The organism is Phyllobacterium sp. 1468, assembly GCF_031455525.1.
Taxonomy (GTDB): Bacteria; Pseudomonadota; Alphaproteobacteria; order Rhizobiales; family Rhizobiaceae; genus Phyllobacterium.
On record NZ_JAVDSX010000002.1, the window covers coordinates 308,803 to 327,507 of the forward strand.

Genomic DNA, 18,705 nt, shown 5'->3' on the forward strand with positions numbered 1-18,705 from the left:
ATGAATATTCACAATCAGGGAAAGAGCCCCTTCCAGGTTCCTCGCTGGCGTTTGAGCCGTCTCGATCGTTGTGTGATCGACGCCCAATATTATTTCTGGGTCAACTCGGATTCCGAAGCCCACAGCTTTCAGGATGAAGCGACGGGGCGTGCTAAATCGCTCACGCACGAAGAAGTCTATCGCATGCGAAGCGAGGGCCGCTTTACTTGCCTGCACAATTATCACGCTCTCCATGATGCAAGATTGCGTAAAGAAACAGAAGCCCAGCGATTTGCTGACCTTTCCAAGAAGGACAAATCCACAGTTCTCTGGAAGAAGGAGTTCTGCGAACGCTTCATGATGCTGGAAAGCCAACGGCAGGCGACGCGTGGAGAGTTGTCGATGAAGGCGGCGATCGAAACGATCAACGCAGCAATTTGTAGCACAGAGATTCAGCGACAGACGGCTGGAAAGAATTGCAAAGCGGAGATCACCGTACGCAAGCCCCCTTCTCCGTCCACCCTGCGTGGCTGGCTACGCCAATATAAAGCCTGGGACTACAACCCGCTATTTCTGAAGGATAACTTTGGCAGGAGTGGCAATAGGCACCCCCGGCTATCGCCGGAAATCTATCAGCTTTTGCATGACATGGCCGAGCGGTTTGGTGATCCTCGCAGGCCAAGCAAAGTGGCGGTCTACGACAAATTGTTGATTGAGCTTCGGAAAATCAATGCCGAAAGGGCGATTTCGGGTCAGCCGAATTTGCCTGCCCCAAGCATTCAGGCGTTGAGCAATCGGATCCGCCAGCTAAACCAGTTTGAAGTCATGTCACTGCGCGAAGGCGAAGCTGCCGCAAAGAAACATTTCTACAAAATGACGAGGGGCCACGAGGTCTTCCTCCCATTGGAGGAAGTGGAAATGGATGAGTGGGACGTTTCGTTACGACTGCTGGTTGTTAAGGCGGGCATCCGCTTAAAATTAACTAAAGAGCAACGCCTTGAGCTTGATAAAACGAGGGTTTGGATCTCGGTGGCCATTGATCGTGCCACACGATGTGTTTTGGCAATTCATCTGGTCGCAGGCAGCCCATCGGCTAAATCGGCCCTTGCTACCGTACAAATGGTCGTTAGCGACAAGTCCAAAATTGCGCGTCAGGCAGGCTGCCAAACACCCTGGGACATGGGCGGACATTTCGATGCCATTTGTTCTGATACTGGCGCAGCGTTCATCAGCTTGGAGTCACAAGCCGCGGTTGCTGATCTCGGTAGTGAGATGATGTTTCCGCCTGGTGGACTTCCTCAAATGCGCGGTCGCATTGAACGGGTGTTTGGGACAATTCACACCAGGTTTGTTTCGCTGCTTCATGGACGGACCTTCATCAATCCAGTGGTCCGCGGCGATTACGATTCCGATGCGAGCGCAATCTTTGATGCAGAAGAATTCAAGCGATTGCTTATCCGTTACATCGTGGATGTGTACCACAATACGCCACACGAAGGTCTGCAAGGCGAAACACCTCGCAATGCTTGGTTGCGATTGAACCGCGAGTTCGAAACTCGCATGCCTATCGACGATGAGTTAGCGCGACATATTTTCGGCGTCACAGACGAGCGCGAAGTTCGCCGAGAAGGTATCGAGTATTCTGAGCTATTTTACCGCGACGACAAGCTTCAAGATTTTCGACGTGAGAAGGGACAGAAATCTGTCCTCATCCGCGTTGACGAAACCAACCTTGGGCGGATCTCCGTGCGCCTTCCGAGCGGTTGGCTGACCGTCGGCTGTGCACGTGATGGGATGGAGGGGGTTTCACTTCAAGAATGGAAGGCCGCCTGTGAGCAGACTCGGCTTAAGTTCAAGGATGAGGCCAAGATCACACATGATATCCGCCTCCAAGCCCTGGAGGACATCAGGCAATACGTGCGACAAGGCGCGGCCGAGGCGAAGCTTGATATCGATCGGTATGGCTCGCGTAAGCAACAACAATTGGAACGCTCGATGAACTACGGTCGGGCGACCAACACCCCCGAAGACGATGCGGGCGACTTCTTCGGCGAGGACTCATCCGACGAACTCGCAAATGTTACTTCAACCGAAGCGCACGTTCACCACGCGTCTGGGGCCGATGGACTAGCGTCCTCCTTCGATGACCCAGAATTCGGTGACGATGACGACGATTACGACAGCCTATTGGAGAATTGAGATGGAAAAGGCCACTCCCACCACTGAAGTGCCCCTGACGAAAGCGCAGGGCCGCGCTGCCCGACGTGAAACGATGAAAAGTGTGCTCACTGTCCACTACCCGCTCAAGCGGGACATTGTTCTCGATTCTGAGGTCGATTTACTCTTCGAGAGTTACGAGTTGGTTACCGATGCAGATGAAGAATCGAGTAGAGTCGGTCGCCTTGGGGAAGGACGGTTGCTCGTTCTTATTGGCGAGCCCGGGGCGGGCAAAAGCCGTGCGTTGCAACGTGTATTCAATAGAGAGGACTACTTTAAGGGTTACAGTGATCCAAACGCCGATAGTTTACTGATTTCGGTGCGCGCGCCCTCGCCTTGCACCCTAAAACAGCTCGGCCTCATCATCGCAGCTCAGTTGGGTTACGAAACTGAACGTGACATTCGCGAGAACGTGATCTGGAATATCGTTCAGAAATTGCTGAAGGCGCGTGGCATTAGGTTTGTCCACATCGATGAATTGCAACACACAATTGAACGCGCTCATGCCAACGACATCAAGAAAGTGCGTGATACGCTCAAGAGCATTGTGCAGCAGCCGGATTGGCCAGTCTGGTTGATTTTATCAGGGCTGCCATCGGTTGTGAGTTTCATCGAAGGCGATAATCAGCTGAAGCGGCGTAGCCGATTTGTCCATTTTGAGGGAATTCGCCGAAATTTCGCATACGAAGTTCCCAAAATGCTCAAGGCGATTGTTAAAATTCGGGCAGGTCTTGAGCTGGACACGACAAATTTCGGCTCACTCGTTGAACGCCTGATCCACGCTGCGCAAGATCAGTTCGGGTCCGCTGTCGAATTCGTTCAGGATGCCATTCAGCAAGCTCTCCTGAACGGCGATGGCACCGTTTCCTGCAAGCACTTTGAGGCAGCTTACTCTTCGCGATCGGGGTGCGACCCAGATTCGAACGTTTTTACAGCCATTGATTGGAAAAAGATCAATGTCGCAAAGGCGCTCGAAAATGCCCTGTCGGAAACCGATGAGGAGGAAATGGACACTACCCAGCCCAAGCGGCTTCTCGACAAGAGGAACGCATGATGCCTTCACTACATGCGAAATTGATCGCCCCGCTGGGCGAAAGCGAGTTGCCGGCAAGCTATTGCGGAAGGCTCGCACATATTTGTGGCCGAGACGCGAGGGACTTTTGCCTTGATATGGGCTTCAAATTCCAGGACATCGTTGATGGTATTCCATCTGTCGTTCAAAGACTCGAAGAAATCAGTGGCCTTGCTGCTGGGGCTTTACAAACAGCCTTAATTGTTCGAGTTGGCCCTCGCCTCTACGAATTGAACGGTGAGCCCGTGAATCGAACGGCTTTAACCCGGAGTAAAGTTCGGGTCTGTCCATTTTGTATTCGTGACGACCGACGTCGCTTCAGTTGTACAGATCTAGCCCGGCCCTATCAGCGGTCTTGGTGGCTGCTTGGACACATTCGAACTTGCCATGTCCACGAGAGAGCACTGGTGGAAATTATTGACGGCGAAAACCCCCATAGTCTTCATGATTTCACCAGGGTCATTCGGTCTCAGATTGGTCAACTTGACGGTCTGATGGATCAATCCGTAAGCCGCCCGCTCTCAAAATTAGAAGCTTACCTGCATAACCGCATCAATCAAGCGGAGCGAGATGCAACTTGGCTCGACACACTACGACTAGATGTAGCTGCACGAGTTTGTGAAATGATCGGGGCTTCGGATATTCTTGGTGCCAAATTCAGAGTCCTGAAATTGAGTGAAGCTCAATGGTATGAATCGGGCGGGCGAGGTTATGAAATCGCGGCAACAGGCGAAGTGGGGATTCGGAAATTTCTTTCCGACCTGCAGATGCGGTTTGGGTTTGATAAAAAGGCGGCAGGTCCGAAATCGGTATTTTTTCGTCTTTATGAGTGGCTGGCTCACCAGTCAAAAGACGAAGCATACGACCCCTTAAGAGACATCATCACCAGGCATTCTATGGAAACGATGCCGCTCGGACCCGGCGATGAAATTTTCGGAAATCCAGTTCAAGAGCGAAAAATGCATTCGATTAGGTCGGCTTCACTTCAATATGGTTGCCATCCAAAGCGTCTACGCAAGATCCTCATTGCGAATGGTTTTGTTGCTGATGCTGATGCTTCGCTGGTTGATGATCAAGTGTTGTTTGAAGCTGCTACTTCGGAGCCATTCATTAAACAGCTTGTTGAGTCCGTGTCTATGAAAGACGCTGCGGCGTATCTAAATGTCCCTCGCCCGGTTGATCGGGCCTTAGTAGAGAATGGCATCATCAAACCGATTGCTGGAACTGATGCTGCAGTCCTCACACAGTATGCATTCGTGAAGGCGGACTTGGATGAATTTCTCGAGCGATTGCTCCGCGATGCAACCGACCTTCAAAGTGATGAAGAGGGCCTATTTCCCCTCCTTGCCGCGAAGAAACGCGCCTGTTGTACCACGCTGGAAATCATCCAACTGATCCTTGATCGGAAATTGACGCGAGTACGTAAACTACCTGGAGAAAGAGGCTTTATGTCGGTTCTCGTCGACATGGACGAAGTACTGCCGTTGGTACGGAAATCGGAGCATGGTGGGGTGTCGTTGCGTCAAACAGAGAAGCTGTTGGGCGTATCCACTGGCGTGCTGATGGCGCTGCTCGAAAATAACGTTGTACCATCCAGGACGGATACGAACCCCATTAACCGATGCCCCCAGACGGTTGTCGACCAAGAACACATTGAGATTTTCAAAGCCACTTACGTGTCATTGATCAAGCTCGCACAAGAAACGGGCGTACACTTCAACGTCCTGAAGAAACAGCTGGAATCTGCCAACGTACCGCTAGCATTCGACCGCGAAAGAATTGGCGGGACATTTTACCATCGCGCAACCCTTCCGCCCATTTGAGCAATTAAGGCTAAGCAATACAGCCCGGTTTCGACCGGGTATTTTTTTGTCGAGATTCCAAATCGAGCGGGACCGATGGATTTGCGTCGAGCGATACTGTTGAGTTTTTGTCTAGAAAGCGAGCAAAACGTTGTATTTTTATCGTTACAATTCAATTAGTTATCTGACTTGCCGAGCAGAGTTATTGCGTTGGGGATACCCGCGTGATAGGGGCCCGACAAATCACTGAGCGATATCGAGAGTTCGATATCGCTCGGTTTTTTATTAGAACCGCTTGTGATTCTGCATAGGGGAAACAACCCCACCATCGCGTCTGGAAATGGCCAACCTGCGACCAAGAGAAGGCATAAAGTCGAGATGCCCGTGTACATCACTGTGCGCATTGCTATAGATAAATGCGACAGTCCAACGGTGCGGTCACGACAATGGGTCCATCTTCAAAAAGCGCTTTGAGAACAGTTTTGCGAATTGATTTTCCTCACGATGAGAAAATCGGTCGTGGAAAGATGCAATTGCTCGAGCACATTCGTGAAACTGGCTCCATTTCAGCCGCTGGTCGCGCCATGGATATGTCGTACCGCCGCGCCTGGCTTCTGGTCAGCGCGATGAATGCCATGTTCTCCCAGCCGGTGGTGGATTCTCAGCGCGGCGGCAAACAAGGCGGCGGCGCGGTGGTCACAGAATTCGGCGAAAAATTGCTCAGCCGCTTTCGTACAATGGAAGAGAAAATCGAAACTGCGGTTGCGTCGGATATTGCCTGGCTTGATGCCAATCGCAGCAAAAGCAAATCCTCGGCATCCGAGAGCGATATCAGTGAGGCTCCAACGCGACGGTCTTCATGATTGCAAAGACCAGCATGCCCGGCCGCAGACCAAGTCTTTCGCAGGATAACTCGGTAATACGTGCCAAGATTATCGTTCCCTGGCAATCGACTTGAACATCGACTATGCCCGAGTCGGCGGTGATTGCGCTTACGGTCCCCTCAAGAATATTGAGCGCACTTAGCTGTTCAGGTCGAATTGTCGAAAGCATCACATCCTTGGCAAGGATATGAACGCGAACGCCCTTTCCTACTGCAACTTCCGTTCCTGAAACATAAATTTTGGATGTTTGGAACCCGATGGTGGTCAGCTTGTGCTTTGGATCATAATTTACGACCTTCCCCTCCACCAATGAACCTGCTTCGCGGCGATCGGTTGCGATTGAAATCGAGGTTTGGCTCAAGACATCAGCTGCGGCGCCAGCCATTGCGACCTTGCCTTCGCTCATCACAATGACGCGATCGGCAAGACGCGCCACTTCTGACACCGAGTGGCTCACATAAATGATCGGGATCTTCATTTCATCGCGAAGAGCTTCGAGATAGGGCAGTATTTCAATCTTCCTTGTATCATCGAGCGCCGCTAGCGGTTCGTCCATAAGGAGCATACGGGGTGACGACAACAAGGCACGGCCGATCGCGACGCGCTGCTTTTCTCCACCTGATAATTTGCCAGGATGTCTTTCCAAAATAGCGCCAATACCAAGGAGTTCTACAATCTTCGACAAATCTTCCGAGCGTCGCGATTTGGAAGTAAACCAGCGGCCGTAATTGAGATTTTGCAGAACCGTCAGGTGGGGAAAAAGCCGGCCTTCCTGAAATACATACCCAAAACGGCGCTTATGTTTGGGAACATATATACCCCTCTTCGTATCAACCAGTATGTCGCCGTCAAAAACGACCCTACCCTGTTCCGGCCGTGAAAGGCCTGCAATGATGCGTATGATCGATGTTTTTCCCGAACCTGAACGGCCAAACAACGCCGTAACGCCGCGGCCGGACGTGAAGGCGGCGTCAAGTACGAATTTTCCCAGCATATGTTTTGCTTCAAAGGTTAGGGTCATTCGATGTCTACCCTGCGACCGACAAGGTAGCCCATGAATTCGGAAGCCATCAACGCGGCCATGGAGATGATGACTGATATGATGGTCAGGCGGAAGGCACCTGCGTCGCCACCCGGCACTTGTGTGAAGGTGTAGATTGCAGCTGACAGCGTCTGTGTTTCCCCCGGGATATTGGAAACGAACGTTATCGTCGCACCGAATTCGCCCATTGCCTTGGCAAACGAAAGAATCATGCCGGCGATGATACCTGGCAGGATGAGCGGAAAGGTGACAGTCGCGAATACCCAAAGCGGACTTGCACCAAGCGTACCGGCCGCATCCTCAAGTTTGCGGTCCACTGCTTCTATAGATAACCGGATGCTGCGAACCATCAATGGGAAGCCCATAACCCCGCAAGCCAATGCTGCGCCCGTCCAGCGGAACGACAGTACGATGCCGAAATGATCGGCCAGAAACGCTCCGATCGGGCCACGTCGACCAAAAAGCATGAGAAGGATAAAGCCGGTGACGACGGGGGGAAGAATCAAAGGAAGATGGACGAGGCCATTGAGGATGGATTTGCCCCAGAATTTTCCTCGCGCAAGCAACAGACCGACGAGAATGCCCAGAGGGAGGCTGGCGAGCATCGCGACGGACGCAATTCGAAGAGTAAGGTGAACTGCCGTCCATTCCTCATTGCTCAGTGAGAACCAGTCCAAATATGTCAGCCCCTGCCCGGTTGTGTGCTCTGGCGAGGCTCCCGCAACGTTAGAAGCGGGAGCCAGCGGGATTTTACTTGATTATTGTGAACCCCTGCTTCTCAAAGAATGGCACAGCTTTTTCTGATTTGATGTAATCAAACAGCGACACCGCATCAGCATTTTTGCTGTCGCTCAGAATTGCGATGGGATAAATGATCGGCGGATGGCTGTCCTCGGGAAATGTACCTGCGATCTTGACTTCTTTGTCTGCCGCCGCGTCCGTCTGATAGACGATGCCGTAGGGCGCTTCGCCACGCGACACCAGCAATAGCGCCGCGCGCACGCTTTCCGCGCCTGCAACCTTGCCTTCCACTGACGACCAAACACCAAGAGATTCAAGAGCGGCTTTACCATATTTGCCCGCCGGAACCGAATCCACAGCACCCATGGCGAGACGGCCCTCGCCCAAAAGCTTAACGAGGTCAAAACCCTTTTTAATTTCGACGGGCTCTGCCTTGTCTTTCGACGCCACCAGCACGATGCGATTACCCAATAAATTTTTGCGCGTGTCAGCCTTGATCAAATTTTTCTTTGCAACATAGTCCATCCAGTCGAGATCAGCCGAGACGAAAATATCGGCGGGCGCGCCGGATTCGATCTGCTTTGCCAGAGCCGAACTCGCTGCGTAGGAGATTGTAGCTTCCTTGCCGGATTCCTTCTGCCAAGCGGCCGTTATGTCATCGAGTGCGTTCTTAAGACTCGCCGCTGCGAAAACGGTTACCTTTTCTGCAGCTTGTGCAGAGCCTGCCAGCGGAATTAGGCCAAGCCATGCGACCGCAAATGCGGCGACGATCATTTCAATCCATTGACGACGATGAATCCCCATATCCAACCTCCGATAGACTCCGAAATATTTTCCTAAATATATCGGTGTCTCGCGGATAGCTAGTGTTATATTTCAAGGAATATATTGCAGGAGGAACGGATCATCAGCGTGACCGCTCATTAACGTAAATTGATGCCTCCTTGGCTGCGTCAATGAAGGCACGCCTGACTTCGTCGGGATCCAATTGACCAGCCCCTGCTTCGAGGCATGCTTGCTGCGCTGCGGCATATTTTTCGCCGCAGTTCTTTGGCCAGTATTTTGCGAGAACTTCAGCAGCCGATTCAACACAGGACACACGCCTTATAAGGCGCATGCGATCTGTAATGGTGACATGTTCAAAAGCCATTCTCGTCATACTGACTGAACGCAATTATTCAATTTGAGTTCCGCTGCCGTGTTTGAAAACGACCGGCAAGAAATGCAAGCCAGTTCGCCTATGCCTCCCAGTGCGCGTCAATTTGCGAAGATGGTCGGCGACAAGCAGACTCGCACTGACACCGGGGCCTGATTAGTTTGATCAGATGCCGGCGGTACGCATCAGCAATAATATTGATGTCCACAGCACCAACATGCTGGCAAGGCCGATGACATAGTAATTCGGTGCTTTTTCCATAGGGGCGTTATAACGCGTGCCCCTTGTCAAACTGTTAAATTGAAACTTCAAAATTGATACACCCGAGCAGCCGGAAAAAATATTCGGACGGAGCTGTCGGGACAATCATACCCGGCTCGTCCTTGGTGAAATCTTGGACCATTTCAATCATTGGAGGAAATATTATGGAATTCACTTCACAGAGAGCAACAGTCTCGAACAAAGCAGTTTGGGCGGGTCGGGTTCTCAGCGGCCTCGTCATCTTGTTCATGCTCTTCGACGGCATCATAAAACTGGTACCGCTGGACGTTGTCATGCAAACCAATGCTCAACTGGGATATCCGGACAGCGTCAGTCTTGCGCGAGGCCTGGGAGTCCTCGGCCTCGCCTGCACAGCGCTTTACGCATTCCCGCGAACTTCGGTCCTCGGCGCAATCCTATTGACCGGCTACCTTGGCGGCGCCATCGCCACCCAACTGCGTGTCGGCAGCCCCGTCTTTAGTCATCTGTTGTTTGGCGTCTATCTCGGTCTGATGGTCTGGGGCGGCTTGTACCTGCGCGATGTTCGTGTCCGATCGCTGATTGGCTTCGTCCGGTAACCCGACGCCAGGAATCACGTTTGTTTCAAAAACCAGAGATTTCCGGGCTGATGCCAAAAGTCGTTTCAGCAATCCCCGTATAGCAACGCAAATACTTCATGCAAATTTAACTCAAACTTAAGTCAATCTACTTAGGGTTTCGCGAGCACAGTCAACATGATGGCAATCAAATGCGTGGAACTCACCATAGACAGCTTGAACCTCGGGACTTTCTGATCCTTGCAATTCTATTTGTCTTGGTTCTGGGGGCATGCTGGCTTGTGGGTACAAGTTTCATGGATACGGCTAAGGCCAGCCATGCTCCAAATGCCGGCTTGGTAAGCAACGCCCCCTGATCTGTGCTACCAGACAACGCTGGGAATTCGGCAGATGAACACTACTGCGTGGTGACCATCGGGCCGGACGAACCTTTTGGCGCGGTGAATGGCATAGTGAATACTTGCCCTGCGATTCCTGCGGCGAGTCCCGACGAGAAAGTCAGCGGCGTACAACTGCTAAGCGCATCGATTGCCGATGCAATGAATTGCTGACGGACCTTGTCGTCTCCATCGATAGCGATACTCGTTGGCCGCGGCTTGCCTATCAGCGTTCCATCACGTTTGAAGCTGAAGCTCAAGGTTACGGAACCTTTGGCGTCAGCCGGGGCTTGCCAGCACGTGTCGATAGCGCGCCCTACATCGTCCATTGTCTTCAGCGGCTCTGCTTCGGCTTGAGTAGAAAGACAGATCAGAAGTGCGCTTGTGACCGCGAGAGGTTTAAAAACGTTCATTTCGTTACTCCTGCCCTTCAGTGCCCACAAGATCAGGATCAGTTACAGCATGGAACATGATCGGGATCAACCAACACATTTTACCACTATATTGCTGTGATAAAATAGAATTCGGCATAAAATCGGAGGGTAGAGTAAATATTGACAGGCCGCACATCGAGCGCGACCTGCCATTTTCTTTTGATTATTGTAGCCCGTTGGCTTTCAGGATTTCCGGAGCATTTTCCTTGGTAATGGCTTGCGTATCCAGGACGATCTTCTTTTCCACTTTCTCGCCTGCAAGCACTTTTAGAGCCTGACGCAAACCTTCGGCCCCGGGGGTTGGGTAAAGGAATGTTGCGGCCAACTCTCCTTTGTTCACCCATTGAACGCCTTCGTTCGGCAGGCCATCCACGCCGATAAAGAGAATGTTCTTCTCGCGGCCGGCGTCCTTTGCGGCCAGGTAGGCGCCGTAAGCCATGGGATCATTGTGACCATAGACTAGCGTTATGTCTTCATGATTGCGCAGCGCAGTCGCCATGATGTTATAGGCCTGATCCTGCTTCCAGTCGCCAGACTGCTTGTCGAGAAGATACTTGATCCCGGGCTCAGCGTCGGTGTTCTTATGAAAGCCGTTACTACGATCGTGGCTGGCCTGCGTGCCGAGCCCGCCCCAAATTTCGACGACTGTACCCTTGGCTTTGCCCTTGCCACCAAGGAGTTCGACGGCATATTTACCCGCCGCTTCCCCGATGACGACATTGTCGCCACCGATCCACTGCGTGTACTTTTCTGTGTCGACGTTGCGGTCCAGTACTATGACCGGAATACCTGCATCCATGGCTTTCTCGACAACGCCGGTAAGACCTGCAGACTCCTTCGGAGAAATCAAAATCGCATCAACTTCCTGACGAATGAAGTTTTCAACATCGGCGACCTGTTTTTCCGTCTTATCCTGCCCGTCCGCAACGAGGAGCTCGACATTGGAGTGTTTCTTGGCTTCAGCCTCGAGGTCTTTGTTGAACTGGACGCGCCAAGGCTCGACGGTCGTCGTCTGGCTGAAGCCGATCACATACTTGTCCTTCGCACCGGCAACGGACGCGTGGAATGCGAGCGGCACGATCAAGGCTGTCGCCATGGCCCATTTTGCAAATTGTCTGCGGGTAATGCTCATTTTTCTCTCCCTTTGGGTTAACTGCTGTGAGTTAGTCGTCCGATGCTTGCGGATTCTTGATTTGGTTGGGCCCGGATTTGTCGATCGCATCGCGCGCCCGGAGTTGTGACAGAAAGAACAACCATCCGCTGGAACGCCGCTCCTGGAGCAGAACAGCGATGATGATGATCGCGCCCTTCAGAACAAGCTGGGTGTTGCTGTCGATGTTGTTGAGTTGGAGGATATTGCTGAGAAACCCAAATATCAGGACGCCAACGAGGGTGCCGATCATCGACCCTCGCCCGCCCATCAGGCTTGTACCGCCAATGACAACGGCCGCGATGGCATCAAGCTCAAGTCCCGCCCCGGCATCGGGCTTGCCCTGCCGATACTGCGCGACATAAAGAATACCGGCTAAAGCAGCCAGGTAGCCCGATATGGCATAGACGGTGATCTTTACGCGCCAAACAGGCACACCGGCCAAGCGGGCAGCTTCCTCGTTTCCCCCGATCGCGTACACATAGCGACCAAATTTCGTAAATTTCAGGATTACCCAGAAAAGGAGGATTATGCCGGCAAAGATGACACCCGGGACCGGGATGATCCCGAATATCAGTGAGCGCAGCGCCTCGAAATCTTCCGTGGCATTGCTCCCCGTATACACAGGCCAGACGGCAGTGTTCTGGCCGGCAGTCAATCGTGCGATTCCGAGACCGGCAACCATCATGGCCAAGGTGACTATGAAGGGTTGCAACCGGCCCCCGACGATGATCAATCCGTTGATTGTACCAAGCATGAAACCAACTGCCGGCACGACCAAGAGGACGAGGAATACTCCTGCCTTCCCTTCCGAGGTCAATGCCACCCCAACTGCCAGGACAAGAGCAATTGCTGCGGCAATGCCCAGCAGCAGTTTTGAGATGGCCGCCGGGTGAGTACCTGAATCGGCTGTGGCCCTTCGCTGCAACTTTATCCCGAAAGTGAGAACGCCAAATACCACGAGAAAAGCCAGCAGGAATATCGCGGGCACACCAAGCAGATAAGCGGAGGACCATCCCTCATTGGTCAAGAGCATGGCGCACACGACAGACCCCAAAGCCAGCACTGAGCCAACAGAAAGATCAATTCCCGCGATCAGAATAACCAGCGTCATCCCTACCGCTGTGATTCCGGTAACGGAGATTTGTCTGAATACGTCGGACAGATTTCCGAACGACAAGAAGATGTTATGGCCTTTTGATGAGACGGGCGAGGAAACAACACCCACCAGAAAAAGCAATGCCAGACCCCAATAAAGTTTTGTGGATTTGAGAACGCTCTTCAACCGTTCAGTGCTGTTTGATGATTGCATGATCTGCTCGCTTGTATTCGTCATGCAGCCTCTCCCGTGAGTGCATTCCCCAAAGGTGTCGCAAGCTCCATTACCCGTTCTTCTGAGAACTCATGGCTCTCAATTACCCCCGCCGCCCTGCCTTCGCGCATAACGAGAATACGGTTTGAAAGCGCCAGCAGTTCCGGCAGTTCCGAACTGACCATCACGATGGCCACCCCTGACTCGGCTAGCTTTCTCAAAAGATCATAGATCTCGTCCTTTGCCCCAACATCAATCCCGCGCGTCGGCTCATCAAGCAGGACCACCCTTGGATTTGTTTCGAGCCATTTGCCAAGAACGATCTTCTGCTGATTTCCGCCACTCAGTTCATCGATCTGTTGATCCGGGCCCTGGCACCGAACGCGCATAGTCTTGATTATTCGATTGGCAACAGCGCTCTCTTGAAATCGCGTCACCCAGCCGAGCGGCGCGATCCATGGCAGCGAAGGAAGAACGGCATTCGCCCGAATATCTGCCTGCATCAAAAGACCAGTACCTTTGCGGTCTTCTGTGAGAAACGCGACCCCCCTGGCCACCGACCCTCCGGGAGTGAGCGAGTGAGCATCAGAACTGGCTCCACCACGTTGAATCGAACCTGAGCGCTTGCCCATCGCCGAACCGAAAATGAGCTCCAGGACTTCGGTCCTGCCCGAGCCGAGCAGACCGCCGATGCCCAGTATTTCACCGGCATGAAGGTCGAAACTCACATCATCGACCACATCGTGAATCCGGCCGCGGGAATTCGGTCTCTGAAGGCCGAGATTTTTAACGGACAAGACGACCGGATTGCCGCACACTGATACTTTCTTTTCCTGCTTTTTCAGCTCTCGCCCGACCATCATGCGGATCACATCGCGCTCGCTGATTTCGCCCGAGCGCCGCGTAGCAATAAAGTTGCCGTCCCGCAGCACAGTGATCTTGTCCGCCAGAGCGAAAACTTCGCTCATACGGTGTGAAATATAGACAATCGCCACCCCTTGGCGTGCCAGTCCGCGAACGAAGCTGGCGAGGCGCTGTGCCTCCGCCTCCGACAAGGCGGATGTAGGCTCGTCGAGCACAAGCACATCCGCATCGAGGGAAAGCGCGCGTGCAATCTCCACGAGTTGCTGCTCTCCAACGCGCAAATTTTCGACGTCCGCACGTGGGTCGATATCAATGCCGAACCTTGCGAGAATTTCTGCACTTCGGGTTTCAATTTCGCTGTAGTCGATAAACAACCCGGCCTTGAGCGGTTCCCGTCCCAGAAAAATATTCTCTGAAACACTCAGACTTGGAATAAGATTGAGTTCTTGGTGAATGATCGCGATGCCATTGCGCTCCGCTTCCTTGGGCGTCGCAAAATCGACCTCCCGTCCACGAACAGTCATCTGCCCCCCGCTTCGGCGATGAACACCGCTCAAAACCTTGACGAGCGTTGACTTTCCTGCCCCGTTTTCGCCCATTACGGCATGGATTTCGCCAGCATAAACGTCAAGATCGATGCTACGCAGGGCCACGACGTGAGCAAAGGATTTGCTGATCCCGCGTAACGAGACGATTGGGGACTGGCTCTCCAAAATGCTCCTCCCAAAACATTCTTTCAAGTTGGTGTGTAACATGTTAGATGTTATTGGATCAGAGTCAAATATTTTAGTCTTGAGCGTTCACCAGGATTTCGCAGGAAACAATGGGGGTCGGAACTTGCAGCTTCGTTCACCGAGCAGAAACTTCAAAGAGCAAAAGGTTGTCTCGGTCACACGCAAGGACCAAGTTTACACAATATTGAGACAGGCGATCATTTCGTCGCAGTTGTCACCGGGCGAAACAATTCGCAAGGAGCTTGTTGCCGCGCAGTTAGGTGTTTCCCGTACTCCGGTCAGCGATGCCATAAATCGGCTCGCGGACGAAGGCCTTGTTGAGATCTACCCTCAGACCGGTACCTTCGTCGCACGACTATGGCTCGACAAGATCGAAACGGCGCAATTCGTCCGTGTCGCGCTCGAGACGGCCGCGATTCGCCGCACTGTGGAACGCGCAACCCCTGAAATCATCACTGGTTTTCGGCAAAATCTGGAGCGTCAGCGCAAAGCCGCCGAAAAGCAGGATTTTGAACAGTTCTACGAACTCGACGAAGCGCTGCATGACCTTATTTGCGATGCTGCAGGACTAGTGGGATTGAGAGAGATCGCTTCAAAGGAACGCAGTCAAATCGATCGCGTCAGAAGACTTTTGCTTCACTACGAAACCCGGATGATCGAGACATTGGCAGAGCACGAGGCGATCATCTCGGCCATCGCCGACGGGGACGCCGACAAGGCTGCCAAGACAATGGAAGCACATATAGCCCAGATGGGCAAAATGCTCTTGCATCTCAGAAATAAGCGCCCGGAACTGTTTGGGAGCTAGTCGTGAAGATTGCGCGAAATGGCAGAACCGACAGTCAGATCGCGAAACGTCACCTCGAAACCACCCCTCTCGGGTGAGCACGCCATGATACCTACCGAAGCGTCACCCGATGAAAACGGGGCTAGACGGGCGAGTTGCCATGCTCCACCGTTGAGCGAGAACTGCACGCGCACTGCATCCCCGTGACGCGTCAGTCGCACGTTGATCTCATCACTAGTATTCGAACCATGAAGGGGGATGACGGACCAATCCGACGTGCGGTTAGTGACGACGACGCTGAAATGCATCAGACCATCCGTGTATTCGATACCGGTCTTGATCCAACGGTGCGGGTCGATGCGCAGCATCAGCCCTGCTTGATCATAGAGCTGTTGATAATCACCGCAAACCGTAACGCTGGCTGTAAAATCACCGCTGACCGGCGTCAAATAAGCATGGCCATTGTCACGTTCGAAACCGTAAAACGTCTGCTGCCAGAAGTCGGTCTTTTCTTTGGTCGCGAGGTGCAGTTCGTCGGCATCACCGCTGACGGCCGCCGGTTCATTCAACCAGCTGAATAAATTGCCCATAGATTCAGATCTCGCACTTCTGTTTATTCGAAGACATGTGCCTTACCAAGCACGACTATCTGAACACGACTCCCCACCGCCGGCAAATTGATACTCGTCGTCTTGATTACCAGTAAAGGCTTATCCAGCGTATCGTGACTCCTGCTGGCCAGTGAGATGGCGATAGAACATGAAGCACCGCCGAATTCAGTCCGGACGATATTTCCGTAAAAACCCGAATCATCCTTGGCGTCAGCAGACACCGGAGAAAGAACCACCTGCTCCGGCCGGAGCATGATCTTCGCAGGACCGGAGTGAAGTGAACTCGATTCTATGCGGCCGAGTGGGCAAACGGCCCAGCCATCGTTGAGCTTCGCATCCATAATGATGACGTCACCCAAAAAGGCGGCAGTGTATGGATCGCGGGGATTCATATAGAGATCTTCGGGTGAACCTACTTGCAGAAGCTTGCCCTCCCGCAAAATGGCCACCTGATCAGCAAACGAGAGAGCTTCGGCCTGATCGTGGGTCACCAATATGGCGGTAATGTTCTGAGTGCGCAGCACCTCGGCTACCGATGTCCTGATACCTTCACGCAGACCTGCATCAAGAGCAGAAAACGGCTCATCGAAAAGCATTAGTTTCGGCTGTCTGGCCAGTGCGCGAGCAAGTGCAACACGTTGTTGCTGACCTCCTGACAATTGATGCGGGCGTCTATCCCGCATAGCCGGTGCGAGTTCGACCAGATCCATCAGGGCCAGAATGCGTTTATCGCGTAGCGGAGTATTTCGTTCGAGTCCAAACCCGATATTGTCGCTGACAGTCAAATGCGGAAATAAGGCACCATGTTGTGCGACGATGCCGATACTGCGTCGATGTGCAGGCACCACGGACGGTCCGTTCGCCAGAACACTTCCGTCCAATGTGACCCGACCGGTATCAGGTACTTCGAACCCGGCGATCAAACGCAGCAACGTCGTTTTGCCAGACCCGGAGGAGCCGACAACAGCGGTGCGACTGCCCGCTGGGACTTCGATTGTGACATCGTCGAGAGCAACAACTTTTCCGTAGCGTTTGCTCATGCCAGTGACCGTCAGAAATGTCATCGTCCGCCCATTCTTTTCGATTGTGCGTAGAGCAGAAGCGTCATGGGCAAGGACAAGAGCACCATCATAAGCGCGTAGGGTGCTGCACCCACATAATCAATTTCGCTGGTGAGCGACCAGAACTGCGTCGCAAGCGTCCGGGTGCCGTTTGGTGCCAGCATCAGCGTCGCTGTCAATTCGTTGGTTATTCCCAGGCCTACCAGCGCCATACTGACCGCAACGCCAGGAGCAGCAAGGCGCATGGTAATCTGCCAGACTGCCTGCGCGGGTGACCGTCCAAGCGCCATGGCGGCCTGCTCAAGCTCGACCGGCACCTGGGCAAGACTGGCGCGCAGACCAACGAGGGACCTGGGGAGAAATAGCAGGGCGTAGGCGAGCAGGAGCGTGAAGGCTGTCTGATAAAGAGGAAGCGCGACGCGTACGGTTACAGTCACCAGTGCCAATGCCACCACCACTCCCGGCAAAGATCCGACATAGTAGTGGCACGCCTCCATAATCCGTTGAAACGGACCCGGCGCTCGAACTGAAAGCCAAGCCATTGGCACTGTGATGATCGTGGTCAGGAGAGCGCCCGCGACCGCAAACACGATGGTTTGGCCAAGAGCCATGCCAATCAAGTCCAAGCGCCAGCTGCCTATGCCGCCGAGAGACAGCCAACGGGTGAGAGTAATGAATGGAACGCCGAGTGACAGCCCGGCTGTGATCAGGCAGATCAGAAAGGCGGGTATCGCCAGCAAACCCAATCTGTGTTTGACCGGGTCGCGTGCAGCACCCGAGCCGACCCGGGCGTAGCGCTCATTGCCTCGCAAAAGTGCTTCAAGGCCCAAAAGGCCGAAGCAGCAAACTACCAACACGCCACCGAGCATATTGGCGGCTGGACCATTAAAGGCTGACTGAAACTGATCGACGATGGCCGTCGTGAACGTATCGAAACGTATCATGACGTAGAGACCATATTCGGCAAGGAGATGAAGCCCGATGAGCAGGGAGCCCCCGCAAATAGCAAGACGCAATTGGGGTAACACTGCGAAAAAGAAGACACGCCATGGACCGTTGCCCAGCGAAGCGGCTGCGTCCTCAATTGCCGGATCCAGCCGACGAAGCTGGGCCGAGACCGGCAGATACAAGAATGGAAAGTACGCCAAAACCGACACCAGAACACCGCCGAAAAGCCCATGCAGGCCGGGTATCAGGCTGACCCATGCGTAGCTTTGCACAAAAGCTGGGACTGCAAGTGGCGCCACTGCCAACCACGACCAGATGCGCGCTCCGCGCAGGTCGGTGCGCTCCGTGAGCCATGCAAGAGTGACTGAAAGGATGATGGATATCGGGATCGTGACCGTGAGCAGCAGTGCGGTATTGATCAGAAGCTCGCCTACTCGCGGGCGAAAAATTAGAGCCGAAACCGTTTCCCAGCCAGTCTGTATCCCAATCCAGATGACGAACCCGACGGGGAGCAGTGAGACAAGCGAAACGATCGCTGCTGCCAGAACCACAGGCGCGTTCGACATCCAACGGCGCCCGATAAGCGGGTGGGAAGCTTGGAGAAGTTCGCCTGGCTGGTAAAGTGACTGGCTTGGCGGCAACTTGAATTGCTTTCATCGTTGCAGCTACAGTTCAGTTAACAAGCGACTGTAGCTGCCTGGAATTGAACGACATCC

Annotated in this window: 17 protein-coding genes; 6 read left to right on the forward strand and 11 right to left on the reverse strand. The window is 53.3% G+C overall.

What is annotated here, in order from left to right; genetic code table 11:
• The 4 genes from J2X72_RS06945 (at position 1) to J2X72_RS06960 (ending at position 5,933) form a co-directional block, all read left to right on the forward strand.
• Complete coding sequence (locus tag J2X72_RS06945) at positions 1 to 2,178, forward strand: Mu transposase C-terminal domain-containing protein (protein ID WP_310070063.1); 2,178 nt, start codon at positions 1 to 3, stop codon at positions 2,176 to 2,178.
• A gap of 1 nt (position 2,179) precedes the next feature.
• Complete coding sequence (locus J2X72_RS06950) at positions 2,180 to 3,250, forward strand: ATP-binding protein (protein WP_310070066.1); 1,071 nt, start codon at positions 2,180 to 2,182, stop codon at positions 3,248 to 3,250.
• Entirely contained in the window at positions 3,247 to 5,091 is a 1,845-nt protein-coding gene (locus tag J2X72_RS06955) for a TniQ family protein (RefSeq protein WP_310070070.1), read from the forward strand. The genes J2X72_RS06950 and J2X72_RS06955 overlap by 4 nt, the downstream gene beginning before the upstream one ends.
• Positions 5,092 to 5,516: 425 nt before the next feature.
• Positions 5,517 to 5,933 (forward strand): winged helix-turn-helix domain-containing protein, encoded by a 417-nt coding sequence (locus tag J2X72_RS06960; protein WP_310070073.1) that lies wholly within the window; start codon positions 5,517 to 5,519, stop codon positions 5,931 to 5,933.
• Here the strand turns inward: J2X72_RS06960 and modC are convergent.
• From modC to J2X72_RS25055, 4 genes are all read right to left on the reverse strand, one after another.
• Positions 5,902 to 6,975 (reverse strand): molybdenum ABC transporter ATP-binding protein, encoded by a 1,074-nt coding sequence (modC, locus tag J2X72_RS06965; RefSeq protein ID WP_310070076.1) that lies wholly within the window; start codon positions 6,973 to 6,975, stop codon positions 5,902 to 5,904. The two genes, J2X72_RS06960 and modC, sit on opposite strands and share 32 nt — an antisense overlap.
• A complete protein-coding gene (modB, locus tag J2X72_RS06970; RefSeq protein WP_310070079.1) occupies positions 6,972 to 7,673 on the reverse strand; it encodes a molybdate ABC transporter permease subunit in 702 nt (233 codons plus the stop codon). Before modB ends, modC begins: the two co-directional genes overlap by 4 nt.
• Positions 7,674 to 7,746: 73 nt before the next feature.
• Positions 7,747 to 8,541, reverse strand: a complete 795-nt coding sequence (gene modA / locus J2X72_RS06975) for a molybdate ABC transporter substrate-binding protein (RefSeq protein WP_310070081.1) — start codon at positions 8,539 to 8,541, stop codon at positions 7,747 to 7,749.
• 103 nt (positions 8,542 to 8,644) lie between these two features.
• Complete coding sequence (locus J2X72_RS25055) at positions 8,645 to 8,896, reverse strand: DUF982 domain-containing protein (protein ID WP_112528288.1); 252 nt, start codon at positions 8,894 to 8,896, stop codon at positions 8,645 to 8,647.
• Between the two features lie 422 nt (positions 8,897 to 9,318).
• On the opposite strand from J2X72_RS25055, the gene J2X72_RS06980 reads away from it, so the two are divergent.
• Positions 9,319 to 9,732 carry a DoxX family protein gene (locus tag J2X72_RS06980; protein ID WP_310070083.1) on the forward strand — a complete coding sequence of 138 codons (414 nt, stop codon included), beginning with the start codon at positions 9,319 to 9,321 and terminating at the stop codon, positions 9,730 to 9,732.
• A 376-nt stretch (positions 9,733 to 10,108) separates the two neighbouring features.
• On the opposite strand, the gene J2X72_RS06985 is transcribed toward J2X72_RS06980, so the two are convergent.
• From J2X72_RS06985 to J2X72_RS07000, 4 genes are all read right to left on the reverse strand, one after another.
• Positions 10,109 to 10,501: a hypothetical protein gene (locus tag J2X72_RS06985; RefSeq protein WP_310070084.1), complete on the reverse strand. Its 393-nt coding sequence runs from the start codon at positions 10,499 to 10,501 to the stop codon at positions 10,109 to 10,111.
• Positions 10,502 to 10,685: 184 nt separating this feature from the next.
• A complete protein-coding gene (locus J2X72_RS06990; protein ID WP_310071009.1) occupies positions 10,686 to 11,618 on the reverse strand; it encodes a substrate-binding domain-containing protein in 933 nt (310 codons plus the stop codon).
• 67 nt (positions 11,619 to 11,685) lie between these two features.
• Complete coding sequence (locus J2X72_RS06995) at positions 11,686 to 12,984, reverse strand: ABC transporter permease (protein WP_310071012.1); 1,299 nt, start codon at positions 12,982 to 12,984, stop codon at positions 11,686 to 11,688.
• A 20-nt stretch (positions 12,985 to 13,004) separates the two neighbouring features.
• On the reverse strand, positions 13,005 to 14,603 hold the full coding sequence (locus J2X72_RS07000) for a sugar ABC transporter ATP-binding protein (protein WP_405044660.1): 1,599 nt from the start codon (positions 14,601 to 14,603) through the stop codon (positions 13,005 to 13,007).
• Between the two features lie 82 nt (positions 14,604 to 14,685).
• Here J2X72_RS07000 and J2X72_RS07005 point away from each other — a divergent pair, with 82 nt between their 5' ends.
• The gene (locus J2X72_RS07005; protein ID WP_310070090.1) at positions 14,686 to 15,390 is read left to right on the forward strand and encodes a GntR family transcriptional regulator; all 705 of its coding nucleotides are present in this window, start codon (positions 14,686 to 14,688) and stop codon (positions 15,388 to 15,390) included.
• On the opposite strand, the gene J2X72_RS07010 is transcribed toward J2X72_RS07005, so the two are convergent.
• Genes J2X72_RS07010 through J2X72_RS07020 form a run of 3 tightly spaced genes read right to left on the reverse strand, consistent with a single transcriptional unit; the run spans position 15,387 to position 18,555 of the window.
• Entirely contained in the window at positions 15,387 to 15,959 is a 573-nt protein-coding gene (locus tag J2X72_RS07010) for a DUF1349 domain-containing protein (RefSeq protein WP_310070092.1), read from the reverse strand. The genes J2X72_RS07005 and J2X72_RS07010 overlap by 4 nt on opposite strands.
• A gap of 23 nt (positions 15,960 to 15,982) precedes the next feature.
• The gene (locus J2X72_RS07015; protein WP_310070095.1) at positions 15,983 to 17,044 is read right to left on the reverse strand and encodes an ABC transporter ATP-binding protein; all 1,062 of its coding nucleotides are present in this window, start codon (positions 17,042 to 17,044) and stop codon (positions 15,983 to 15,985) included.
• The gene (locus tag J2X72_RS07020; protein ID WP_310070098.1) at positions 17,041 to 18,555 is read right to left on the reverse strand and encodes an iron ABC transporter permease; all 1,515 of its coding nucleotides are present in this window, start codon (positions 18,553 to 18,555) and stop codon (positions 17,041 to 17,043) included. Before J2X72_RS07020 ends, J2X72_RS07015 begins: the two co-directional genes overlap by 4 nt.
• Between the last annotated feature and the right edge of the window lie 150 nt (positions 18,556 to 18,705).